This is a genomic window from Cohaesibacter celericrescens, assembly GCF_002866925.1.
GTDB lineage: Bacteria > Pseudomonadota > Alphaproteobacteria > Rhizobiales > Cohaesibacteraceae > Cohaesibacter > Cohaesibacter celericrescens.
Genome location: NZ_PKUQ01000032.1, coordinates 1 through 11,187 on the forward strand (window position 1 = coordinate 1; position 11,187 = coordinate 11,187).

Here is an 11,187-nt window from a genome sequence, read left to right on the forward strand (position 1 = left end):
GGTGGCTGATCCATGCAACAACGCTCACCTCGATACAATATCGAGGCGGGAGTGTTGCACTTCACGATGTAATTCAAGCTCATAGCTTCGCCCCGTTGCCATCTATCCCAAATTTCTAACTTCTGCTTGGCTGTGAAAAATGTCCGGCGGCGATACTTCATAATAAACACTCCAATCCTTCTCATAGAGTAAAGTGTTGCGACGAGCCCCGCAAAAACCTTTTACGTCTTCAACTGAGCAGTCGACTCCCGGACCACCAGATTGGTGGAAAGTACGGTTTGGCGGCTTGGGAGGTCGAGACCGAGGATAAGCGGGATGAGCATATTGACCGCAGCACGACCCATTTCCTGCAATGGCTGGTGCACAGTCGTCAACGGAGGGTGGGTCTGGTGAGCCAAGGGCACATCGTCAAAACCAACGATGGAGATGTCTTGCGGGATGCGCAGGCCATTTTCGCGGATTGCGGTCATGGCCCCAAAGGCCCCCATGTCATTGGAGGCAAAGATCGCAGTGGGGCGCTCGGGCAGAGCCAGCAGTTTCTTGGCGGCCTCAAAACCGCTCTTTTGCGAATAATCCCCTTCGATGAGAAGATCTGGGTCTTGATCCAGATTCAATTGGGCGATCAGATCACAATAGGCCTGTTTGCGGGCGCGGGCCGAGGTCAGGCGTTGGTTGCCGCTGATGAAGCCGATCCGCTTGTGGCCGAGTTCAGCCAAATGCGAGACCGCCAGTCGTCCGCCTTGATAACTGTCTGCTGCGACAGAAGGAAACATGCCTTCGTCAGTAATGGTATCAACCGTTACCACAGGCACCGAGGACTGCATCAGCTTGTCGAGATATTCCCCTTCGCTGGGCAAAATGGCAATAACACCGTCGGTGATCTGTTGCAAAAGGCTGACTACATTGCCGATGTTGGCCTTTTCTGTGTTGTCCGATGGCAGCGAGTAGGCCAGCATTTCATAGCCAGCGCCCCGCGCCGCACTGCCGATGCCCAAAACGAGATCGGCCGCAAAGGGCGTGTGCAACTGGACGACAACGCCTAGAAGCCTTGTTTGTCCGGCTGAGAGTTTTTGCGCCAGCGGATTTGCGACATAGCCCATTTCATCGGCAATACGTAGAATGGCTTCACGGGTGTGTACTGAAACGCCCGGCTGATTGTTCATCGCACGCGATGCGGTCATCCGCGAGACGCCTGCGACTTTCGCAACCTCTGCCAATGTTGTGACTTGTTTCTTCAAACCCTGTTGATCCTCTTCAGTTTGTCGCTCGAGGGTAAATCCGTTCGACCCACCAATATTGGTCTTCTATTCTGGTCTTGCCTTTGTCACAACAGCTTTACTCTGCAACGTTGCACCAAAGGGAGCCTTCGTTGGGTTTGCTTCGAATGTAGAAATAAAACGATAGTCACTTTTTGCGTTTAGCACGGTTTCCGGCTTCTTTTCTAGCAATTTCGCAATATTTCGCCATTTTCTTTGGTTGTGAGGTGAGAAATATTCGCGCCCTTGACAGTTAATAACGTTACCGATAACGTAATCCGTGTCAAGCCGCTCTTTGTGGTTCGAGTTTGGGAGGAAAATATGCAGAAAAGACAGTCAACGAAATTTGCCGCGCTGCTCTCCAGCGCCATCATTGCCAGCTTTGTGCCATTCGCCAGTCAGGCAGCGGACGTCAAAGAGATCACAGCGTGGGACTTGCAGACGCAAGAACGCACGATCGGTGATATTCGCGCCGCGATGGACCGCTTCGAAGCCGAAAATCCTGGTTTCAAAGTGGTGGATTCCCACTTTGCAAATGATCCCTATAAAACCAAATTGAAAATCGCTTTCGGTGCCAATCAGCCCCCTTGTGTCTTTACAGGCTGGGGTGGCGGACCTCTGCGCGAGTATATCAAGGCCGATCAGGTTATTTCTCTGACCCCGTATCTGGACAAAAACCCGAAAGTCAAAGATGTCTTCATGCCAGCGAGTTTCTCGCCGGTGACTTACAAAGATAGCATTTATGGCTTGCCTGTTCGCGGCACGTCCATCGGTGTAGTGCTTTACAACAAAGAAATCTTCAAGGACCTCGATATCACGCCGCCCAAAACCTGGGCTGAGTTGATGGATGTTGTCAAGGTTCTGAACGACCATAATATCGCGCCATTTGCTCTGGCCAACAAACCCAAATGGCCCGGGTCCATGTTCTTCGTCTATCTCGCCGATCGCATAGGTGGGCCGCAGACCTTCCTTGCTGCAGCCGACCGTCAACCTGGTGGCAGCTTCGAAGATCCCGTGTTTATTCAGGCCGGTAAAATGCTGCAGGATCTGGTTAAAGCCGATGGCTTTGCCCGCGGCTACAATGGTCTTGACTATGACATCGGCGGCTCCCGTCGTCTTCTCTACGCTGGTCGTGCGGCCATGGAGCTGATGGGCAACTGGGAAATTGGCACGATTGCCAACGAGAACCCAGAGTTTATGAAAAAGCTCGACTTCTTCGCTTTCCCGGCAGTGGAAGGGGGCAAGGGTGATCCGAATGATGTGGTCGGCACATTGGGTGACAATTATGTCAGCATTTCCGCTGCCTGCCCTTATCCTGACCAAGCTTTCAAACTGCTCGAAAAGCTCACTGATGAACAGTCTGTAGCCTCCCGGCTTGAAGACAATATCGTCTCACCGGTCAAAGGTTTGAAGGTTTCAGATCCTTCGCTTGCAAAGATCATTGAATTTGTCAGCAAGGCTCCAAGTGTTCAGCTCTGGTATGATCAGGAATTGTCACCGGCACTTGCCGAGGTGCACAAAGACACCACCCAGCAGCTTCTGGGCCTGTCGATTACGCCTGAGAAAGCCGCCGCAGCGATGGAGGCCGCAGCCCAGAAGGCTGCAGCCAAGTAACACTCCATCTATGTGATGCCATAATCCCCCGAGTCCTCCAAATCGGGGTCCTCCCACCAGACCGCAGCCCCTCTCCGCTGCGGTCTGGGTCTCTCCCCCAACGAAAGGGTAACCGATGACCGTCGGTGAAATGGCTCCGGTGCGACGCCGTTCAGGAAGGGCGCGTCTGATCCAGAAGGCCGCTCCTGCTGTCTTTTTGGCTCCAGCGATTATCTTGCTCGCGGTGTTTCTTCTCTACCCACTGGTCTACAGTTTCCGGCTCTCGCTGCTGGACTGGAACGGACTGGGAAACACGGCCCAATCCATCGGTTTGGATAACTGGCTGCGACTGCTTGACGACAGTGTTTTCTGGCATTCGGCTTGGAACAATATTCTCTTGGCGGTCTTTTCTGTCGTCATTCAGCTGCCCATCGCGGCAGCTCTGGCTGTCATCCTTGATGAAGCTTCCAAGGGATCCCGCTTGCTGAAAATCTTCTATTTTCTGCCCCTTTTGATGTCGAGCGTCGCGCTCGGTGTTTTGTTCAAAAATATCTTTGATCCCAATTTTGGTCCGATTAACAGCATTCTTAGCGAAATGGGCCTTTACAACTGGACACAGGATTGGCTTGGAGATCCGAACTTCGCGCTTGGCTCGGTTATTGCCGTTGTCTGCTGGCAGAATATTCCCTTCTATATGGTGCTGTTTCTCGCAGCCTTGTCTTCCTTCCCAAGGGAAGTATCCGAAGCTGCGCGGCTTGATGGCGCCAGCGGCGGCACGATCTTCTGGAAATTGAAACTGCCGCATCTGCAGGGCACCGTCCGCACCGCTGTGTTGCTCGCTGTCATTGGCTCCATGCGCTATTTCGATCTGATTTACGTCATGACGGGTGGGGGGCCGGAAAATGCCTCTGAAGTGATGGCTACCTACATGTATCGGATGGTCTTCAACTCGTTTGAACTGGGCTATGGCAGCACCGTCGCGTCGGCCATGTTCATCATCATCATGGTCATTGCCGTGGTGTCCCTGCGCATCTCGAAACGCTTTGAAACGGAGGTCTAGGCCATGTCGCAAAGACGCTTTCAACCCGCTCGTCTCACCATTCCCGTTCTTGGGCTGTTCTGGCTGGCAGTCACCACTCTGCCCTTTATCTTTGTGGGGTTCACCAGCTTCAAGACGTTGCAGGAGACCTATGCCAATCCGGTTTGGGCCATGCCCGAGACCTTTAATATCTCCAACTATGTCAATGCGTTGGAGGGATCCTTCCTGATCTATCTGCGTAACAGCCTGTTTGTGGTCTCCGTCTCGGTGCTGCTGACGGTGATTGCCGCAAGCATGGCGGCCTATGCGCTGGCGCGGCTGAAATTCCGCCTCAACAGCATGCTGTTTGGTCTCATCGTGGCGGGCATGATCGTGCCGCTCCATGTCACCCTTGTGCCAGTCTATCTCATGATCCGCGAAATAGGGCTGTATGACACCCCGTTCGCACTGATTGGCCCCTATGTGGCAACCAGCCTGCCTATCTCTGTCTTTATCCTGACCGAATTCATGCGTCAGGTGCCCAAGGAGCTGGAAGAGGCGGCTTTGCTCGATGGTTGCGGGCCATTCAAGATTTTTACGAAAATCTTTTTCCCGCTCTCCGGCCCGGGCATTTCCACGGTCGCGATCTACAACGGCATCATGCTCTGGAACGAGTTCGTCTTTGCCTATGTTCTGACCTCCTCGGCGGACAACCGCACCCTGCCTTTGGCTGTCTGGGATTTTCAAGGCCAGTATGCCGCCAATGTTCCGGCAATCCTTGCCGTCGTCACCCTTAGTACCCTGCCGCTGATCATTATTTACGCAATCGGACAAGAACGGATCGTCAACGGCATGATGGCCGGCTCTCTCAAGGGCTAGGACCTCGGAAGGAAAACCCATGACCAGTATCTCACTGAAAAATGTCGCCAAAAAATTCGGTTCGGTGTCGGTCCTTTCTGACATCAACCTCGAGATAAAGGAAGGCGAGTTTTGCGTCTTTCTAGGCCCCTCGGGCTGCGGCAAGTCCACCTTGCTGCGGATGATTGCAGGCATAGAGGAAACCAAAACCGGAGAGCTACGCATCGGCGGAGAGCTGATGAATGACGTGCTCCCTGCTGATCGACGCGTGGCGATGGTGTTTCAGAATTATGCGCTCTATCCGCAAATGACCGTCTATGAAAATATGGCTTTTGGCTTGCGTCAGGCCAAAAGGCCCAAAGACGAGATTGATCGCCGTGTCCGGGTGGCGGCCCAAACCTTGCAGATCGAAGCTCTCTTGGACCGTAAACCCAAGGCCCTGTCCGGTGGGCAGCGCCAGCGCGTCGCCATTGGTCGGGCCATCGTCCGGCAACCGGCCGTGTTCCTGTTTGACGAACCGCTGTCCAACCTTGATGCCGCCTTGCGGGTGCATATGCGTACCGAGATTGCCAATCTGCATCGTGATTTTGCTGAAGCCAGCATGGTTTATGTCACCCATGATCAGACCGAAGCCATGGCTCTAGCGGACAAGATTGTGTTGTTGCGGGCGGGGCCTGATGTGCAGACCCTTGGCAGTGTTGCACAGGTGGGTACGCCGCTGGATCTGTATCACCGACCCAGCAACCTGTTTGTGGCCGGTTTTCTGGGCTCGCCTGCGATGAACTTTCTGCCTGCGGAATTTCTCTCAAGTGACGCGGCCGGTGTGACCGTTCGCTTCGAAACCGAAGAAACTCTGAATGTGCCGGTCAAGGGTGATCATCTGTCACCCGGATGCGCGCTGACGCTGGGCATTCGCCCCGAGCATATGGTGCCATCGACCGACGAGACCCAGATCATTCGTCGCGCGGTGCATGGCATCGAGAATTTCGGAGAATATAGCTATCTCTATCTGACAGAGACCGCTGACGCGCCCTTCATCGCCAAGGTGGCGGGCGACATGCTTTCAAAACCTCAAGGCCCGATGGCCTTCCGCGCAGACCCTGCCGCCTGTCATTTGTTTGACACAGATGGCAGTGCGCTTGCCCCCTTAAATGACAGTGCCGCGTTGGACCCGTTTGCTTCCCAACCAACGCCAACACTCGACTGATGGAAAACCCAATCATGAGTGAACTTTATAAAGACCCGTCTCAATCCATTGCTGACCGTGTCGACGATTTGATCAGCCGTATGAGCATCGATGAGAAGATTGGCCAGATGCACGCGCTCTGGCTTATTCTGGAAGAAAATGGCGACCACAGCATTCGCAGTGACCAGTTCACCGGGGCGGCAGACCCCGAAACACTCAAACAAGTCATGAGTAATGGACTGGGGCAGATTACCCGCCCTTTGGGCACCCGCGACATCAATGCGGCAGAGGGCGTGCGTGCGCTGAACCGGTTGCAAAAATTCTTCGTTGAGGAAACCCGGCTCGGCATTCCGGTCATGTCCCACGAGGAATGCTTGTCTGGCATGATGGCCGCTGGCGCAACGCTCTTTCCTTCCTCTCTTGCCTTTGGTGCCACATGGAACCCGGAACTGATCGAAAAGGTCGGCAAGGATATCGGCGACGAATGTCGCATGCTCGGCTGTCATCAGGGCCTGTCCCCTGTGCTGGATGTGGCGCGCGATGCCCGTTGGGGTCGCACGGAGGAAACCTTCGGTGAAGATCCCTATCTCGTCGGTGTTTTGGCAACGGCCTATGTAAAAGGCCTGCAGGGTGAGAGCCGTGATCTGCTGGCAACCCTCAAGCATTTTGCCGGTCACTCCGCCAGTGAGGGCGGCCGCAACCACGCTCCGGTTCATATGGGCTGGCGCGAGCTCAACGACACCTTCCTGCTGCCGTTCGAAATGGCGATCAAGCTGGGCAATGCCGGCTCTGTCATGCCTGCCTATCACGACATTGACGGCGAGCCGGTGCATGCGTCCAAACATTTACTGACCGACATCCTGCGGGGCGAGTGGGGCTTTGACGGCATTGTGGTCGCGGACTATGTGGGCGTCAGCCTGCTGTATCAACATCACGGGGTTGCTGCAGATGCCGCCGCCGCCGCTGCCATGTCCTACAGCGCTGGGCTCGACATTGAATTGCCGGGGGATGACTGCGGCAAAGACCTTAAAAAGGCGCAGCAGCGCGGCGAAATCTCCGTTGAAAAAATCGACGAGATTGTCTGTCGGGTGCTGACCGAGAAGTTCCGCATCGGGCTGTTTGAAAAACCCTATGCGGACGATAAAGCCATCATGCTGCGTTCGTCGCAAGCGGTGGAGACGGCTCGCGAAGTTGCCGAGCAATCTGTGACCATTCTGGACAACAATGGCATTTTGCCGCTGAGCAAAATTGCGAAAGTTGCGGTGATCGGCCCGACCGCCGATGATCCGCTGGCAATGCTGGGAGACTATAGTTTCCCCGTCCATCTGATCCAGAACAACCTCAGCGCCGAAGTGGCCGATATTGTCACCCCGCTCAAAGGACTGGAACAGGCACTCGGTGCAGCACAGGTCACCTTTGCCCGCGGCTGTAACATTCTGGACACTCGCAGCTCTGGCGCGCCTGTATTCCCCGGCGATGTGGACGATTCCACCAGTCTGGAACAGGCCTCTTCCCTGTCCACCCGTCTTGATATGATCCCCGGAGCTGTGGCTGCTGCCAAAGCTTCCGACGTTGCCATTGTTTGCGTGGGTGACCTGTCCGGCATCTTCCAGTGTGGCACCGTGGGCGAGGGGTCGGATGCAGACACCTTGATCCTGCCCGGCGTTCAGCAACAGTTGCTTGATGCCGTTGTTGCCACCGGCACACCGACCATCGTGGTGTTGACCAGCGGCAGACCTTACAATCTGGGTGGTCAGGAAGATCATCTGGCTGCGCAAGTCATGGCCTTCTTTGGTGGCGAGCAGGGAGGCACGGCTCTGGCCAGCGTGTTGACCGGTGCGGTAGAACCATCCGGGCGCTTGCCCCTCTCCATTCCGCACAATGTCGGCTCGGTGCCATATTACTATAACCACAGCTTCAAAAGCTCCGGCACACCGGTGGCCCGCCATTTTGGCAGTCGCTACCCCTTTGGCCACGGACTGACATACACCAGCTTTGACTATGCCGATGCTGTGGTTGAAAGCGATAGCGTCGATTTGGAAACTGGCGAGGTGAACGTCTCGTTTACGATCCGCAACACCGGATCACGGGCGGGCGTCACTGTGCCCCAGCTATATGTTCGCGACGTGCTGGCAAGTTATGTCCGGCCGGTCAAGGAACTCAAAGCCTTTGGCAGGGTCTCGTTGGAACCGGGCAAAGAGACCCGCGTTACCTTCTCTGTGCCAACCGACATGCTCTGCTTCACCGGGGCTGAGGGTCGCCGCATTGTCGAGCCGGGTGATTTTGATCTGATGATTGGCGCCTCCAGCAATGACATTCGGCACAAGCTCAGCGTAGCGTTGACGGGCGAAACCCGCACGTTGCCGCGCGACTGGCGCATGGTGAGTCACGTTGAAATTCAAACCCTTCCGGCGATCGCCTAGTCACTGGACGAAAAAAGGAGCGAAATTGCATGTCTAAAGAATTTTTTGCCGGGATTGAACCGGTTCGCTACGAAGGGCCAGACAGCACCAATCCGCTGGGCTTCCGTTTTTATGACAAGGACCGCATGGTGGCGGGCCGCCGGATGGAAGATCATCTGCGCTTTGCCATTGCCTATTGGCATTCCTTCACATGGCCAGGCACAGATCCCTTCGGCGGTGAAACCCTGCTGCGTCCCTGGATGCAAGGGGATGATGCCATGGCGATGGCGCGACAAAAGGCCGATGTGGCTTTTCGGATGTTCGAGCTGCTCGACGCGCCATTCTTTGCATTCCATGATCGTGACGTCGCCCCTGAAGGTCGCAATCTGTCTGAATCCATCGACAATCTGAACGCTATTGCGGATATTTTCGAAGCAAAAATGGAAACGGCAAAAGTCCGCCTGCTCTGGGGCACGGCCAACATGTTTGGTCATCGCCGTTTCATGTCCGGTGCGGCGACCAACCCCGATCCAGAAGTCTTCACCTATGCCTGTGGTCAGGTGAAAGCGGCCATGGATGTGACCCATCGCCTGAACGGGCAGAATTATGTCTGTTGGGGTGGCCGCGAGGGCTATGAAACCCTGCTCAACACCAATGTGAAACAGGAACTCGACCAGCTTGGCCGTTTCCTCTCCATGTTGGTGGATTACAAGCACAAGATAGGCTTCAAAGGCCCTATCCTGATTGAGCCCAAGCCAAAAGAGCCAACCAAACATCAGTATGACTTTGATGTGGCCACCGTTTATGGCTTCTTGGAACGTTATGACCTGCTCAAGGATGTGAAACTGAATATCGAGCAAAACCACGCCATTCTGGCCGGTCACAGCTTCGATCACGAAGTGCGCCTTGCCTATGCGATGAGTGTGTTCGGTTCCATCGACATCAACCGCGGTGATGATCTTCTGGGCTGGGATACCGACCAGTTCGGCATGAATGTTCAGGAAATCACGCTTCTGATGCATGAAATCCTCAAGCATGGTGGATTTGAAACCGGCGGACTGAATTTTGATGCGAAAATCCGCCGTCAGTCCATTGACCCTCAGGATCTGCTGATCGCTCATGTGGCCTCTATGGATGCTTGTGCGCGCGGCTTGCTGGCAGCGGAAAAAATGCTGGATGAAAAAGCCCTTGAAGGTCCGATTGTTGATCGGTATGCGGGCTGGAATACGTCCGAAGCGAAAGCCATTCTTGCCGGAGAGCGCAGTCTGGAGCAGGTCGCTGGCGCGGCCCTGTCTCTTGATCCACAACCCCGGTCCGGTCGACAGGAATATCTCGAAGGCGTGTTGAACCGCTACACTTGACCAACCTCAACATGGGCCTGCCGATGGCGTTGCTCACCGGCAGGCCCATAATGGAATGTCTCCACGCCCCAATCTAAAATGTGACCAGTGTTCTAAAGCCCTCGAAAAGTTTGGCGAGGCTGGGGTGATTGCCGCTGGTACGCATGAAAACAGACTTTGCAATCAGGCCTTTAGGAAAATCTTTAGGCAGACATTTAGGAGGAAAAAAATGGGTAAGGCACTTGTTCTTGAAGAAAAGGGAAAACTGTCCCTTCGGGAGTTTCCGCTTTCTCTTGACGTCGGGCCGGATGATGTCCGTATTGCGATCCGAACGGTTGGGATTTGCGGCTCGGATGTGCATTATTATACCCACGGGAAAATTGGCCATTTCGTGGTCAATGCACCGATGGTGCTGGGTCATGAAGCCGCCGGTGTGGTGCTGGAGATCGGTACCAATGTTAAGCATCTCAGCGTAGGTGACCGTGTCTGCATGGAGCCCGGTGTGCCCGATTCCACGTCTCGTGCGTCGAAACTGGGCATCTATAATGTCGACCCTGCGGTTACCTTCTGGGCAACCCCGCCGGTGCATGGCTGCCTGACCCCTGAAGTCGTTCACCCTGCCGCCTATACTTACAAACTCCCGGCCAGCGTTTCCTATGCTGAAGGGGCAATGGTGGAACCCTTTGCCATCGGCATGCAAGCCGCCTTACGCGCCCGCATCCAGCCTGGTGATATCGGTTTGGTGATTGGTGCCGGTCCCATTGGCATGATGACCGCATTGGCCGCGCTGGCTGGCGGCTGTGCCAAGGTCTATGTCGCCGATCTGGCCCAGCCAAAGCTGGATATCATCAAGGCCTATGAAGGCATTGAGGTGATCAATATCACCAAGCAGCCCGCCGCCCAAGCCATTGCGGAGGCAACGGACAATTGGGGGGCTGATGTGGTGTTTGAATGCTCGGGTGCTGCGCCTGCTATTCTCGATCTGCCCGCTTTTGCTCGCCCCGGCGGGGCCATTGTGCTGGTCGGCATGCCAGTCAATCCCGCTCCGATGGATATTGTCGGCTTGCAAGCCAAGGAGTTGCGGTTGGAAACGGTGTTCCGCTATGCCAACATCTATGATCGTGCTGTCGCGCTGATCGGTGCAGGCAAAGTGGATCTCAAACCGCTGATCTCGGCTTCATTGCCATTCAAAGATAGCATTGCCGCCTTTGACCGCGCCGTCGAAGCCCGCAACAGTGACGTAAAAATCCAGATCGAATTATCAACTGACGGTGTTGCAAAGTGAATTTAGTCCACCCAACAACATCAAATTTGATCCCATAACGGTGCGACTAGAGCCATGATGATTGGGCTTCGAAGGTTGCCCCGATAAAGGAAATGTCCGTTCTGGTGTGAACGGGCATTTTTTGTTTTCAACTGCGTGATATGTGTGAAGCAGGGCTCAATCTAGTGGATTGAGCGAGACAGAGGCGTCCTTATGCTAGGTTGGCATTGCCAAGTTGTTTCCACGGTATTGCCAAGTTGTTTGTTGCGG

At 54.8% G+C, this 11,187-nt stretch carries 8 protein-coding genes; 7 read left to right on the plus strand and 1 reads right to left on the minus strand.

Annotated elements, in window-relative coordinates; all coding sequences use genetic code 11:
* Nucleotides 1-221 precede the first annotated feature (221 nt).
* On the minus strand, nt 222-1,238 hold the full coding sequence (locus C0081_RS16465) for a LacI family DNA-binding transcriptional regulator (RefSeq protein WP_101534951.1): 1,017 nt from the start codon (nt 1,236-1,238) through the stop codon (nt 222-224).
* A 339-nt stretch (nt 1,239-1,577) separates the two neighbouring features.
* Here C0081_RS16465 and C0081_RS16470 point away from each other — a divergent pair, with 339 nt between their 5' ends.
* From C0081_RS16470 to C0081_RS16500, 7 genes are all read left to right on the plus strand, one after another.
* Nucleotides 1,578-2,870: an extracellular solute-binding protein gene (locus C0081_RS16470; RefSeq protein WP_101534952.1), complete on the plus strand. Its 1,293-nt coding sequence runs from the start codon at nt 1,578-1,580 to the stop codon at nt 2,868-2,870.
* 115 nt (nt 2,871-2,985) lie between these two features.
* Nucleotides 2,986-3,909, plus strand: coding sequence for a carbohydrate ABC transporter permease (locus C0081_RS16475; RefSeq protein ID WP_210200541.1), 924 nt, complete (start codon nt 2,986-2,988; stop codon nt 3,907-3,909).
* A 3-nt stretch (nt 3,910-3,912) separates the two neighbouring features.
* A complete protein-coding gene (locus tag C0081_RS16480) occupies nt 3,913-4,746 on the plus strand; it encodes a carbohydrate ABC transporter permease (RefSeq protein WP_101534953.1) in 834 nt (277 codons plus the stop codon).
* Nucleotides 4,747-4,765: 19 nt separating this feature from the next.
* Nucleotides 4,766-5,932: an ABC transporter ATP-binding protein gene (locus C0081_RS16485; protein WP_101534954.1), complete on the plus strand. Its 1,167-nt coding sequence runs from the start codon at nt 4,766-4,768 to the stop codon at nt 5,930-5,932.
* A gap of 14 nt (nt 5,933-5,946) precedes the next feature.
* Complete coding sequence (locus C0081_RS16490) at nt 5,947-8,334, plus strand: glycoside hydrolase family 3 N-terminal domain-containing protein (protein ID WP_101534955.1); 2,388 nt, start codon at nt 5,947-5,949, stop codon at nt 8,332-8,334.
* A 29-nt stretch (nt 8,335-8,363) separates the two neighbouring features.
* Nucleotides 8,364-9,674 carry a xylose isomerase gene (xylA, locus tag C0081_RS16495; protein WP_101534956.1) on the plus strand — a complete coding sequence of 437 codons (1,311 nt, stop codon included), beginning with the start codon at nt 8,364-8,366 and terminating at the stop codon, nt 9,672-9,674.
* Nucleotides 9,675-9,882: 208 nt separating this feature from the next.
* Entirely contained in the window at nt 9,883-10,938 is a 1,056-nt protein-coding gene (locus C0081_RS16500; protein WP_101534957.1) for an NAD(P)-dependent alcohol dehydrogenase, read from the plus strand.
* Nucleotides 10,939-11,187: the final 249 nt, after the last annotated feature.